This is a genomic window from Burkholderia sp. Ac-20392 (genome assembly GCF_017104585.1).
In the GTDB taxonomy this organism is placed as follows: domain Bacteria; phylum Pseudomonadota; class Gammaproteobacteria; order Burkholderiales; family Burkholderiaceae; genus Burkholderia; species Burkholderia lata.
The window spans coordinates 1-675 of the sequence record NZ_JAAGPB010001149.1; the positions used below are offsets into that span (position 1 = coordinate 1).

At 70.8% G+C, this 675-nt stretch carries 1 pseudogene; it reads right to left on the reverse strand.

Annotation, left to right across the window (positions count from 1 at the left end):
- Window positions 1–658 (reverse strand): annotated as a pseudogene (locus G3N99_RS41325) (MFS transporter); the annotation flags it as partial.
- Window positions 659–675: the final 17 nt, after the last annotated feature.

Sequence of the window (675 nt, forward strand, 5' to 3'; positions counted from 1 at the left end):
TGACGCTGCCGAGCATCGTGGACGTCAGCGCGGGAATCGCGATGCCGCCGCCGATCGCCATCGCCGCAAGCCCGGGTGCCAATAGGGCATACGGCGTGTGCGCGCCGAGCGTCTGCCACAGCCACACGTAGCCGGCGAGCGACACCGTGAGGCCGACGATGACGGTCGTGCGGAATCCGTGGCGGACGGCGAGCCGCGCACTCGCGATGTTGGCGAGCATGATGATCGTGAGCGGCGCGAGCGCCAGCCCCGACTCGGTCGCGGTGAACCCGCGCGCGTTCTGGAAATAGAGGCTCAGCGAGAAGATCAGCCCGTAGAACGCGGCATTCGTGACCGCGCCGATCGCGAGTACGCCGGGCACGCGCGCGATCCGGAAGAACGCGAGCTGCAGCATCGGCGCGGCCACGCGCCGCTCGATCGCGACAAACAGTGCGCCGAGCACGACCGACGCGGCCAGCGCGCCCGCCGCATACGGATCGCCAATCCCCAGCGCGCCGGCACGGATGATCCCGCCCGTCAGCAGCCCCAGCACGAGCACCGCGACGATCTGGCCGGCCGGATCGAACAGCCGCGTGCGCGCGGCAGCCGAATCCCGCACGTGGCGCAGCGTGAGCGACGGACCGGCAGCCCGAGCCGGACGGGTGAGGAAAGAATACACGCTCCCAGGCGCGGGAA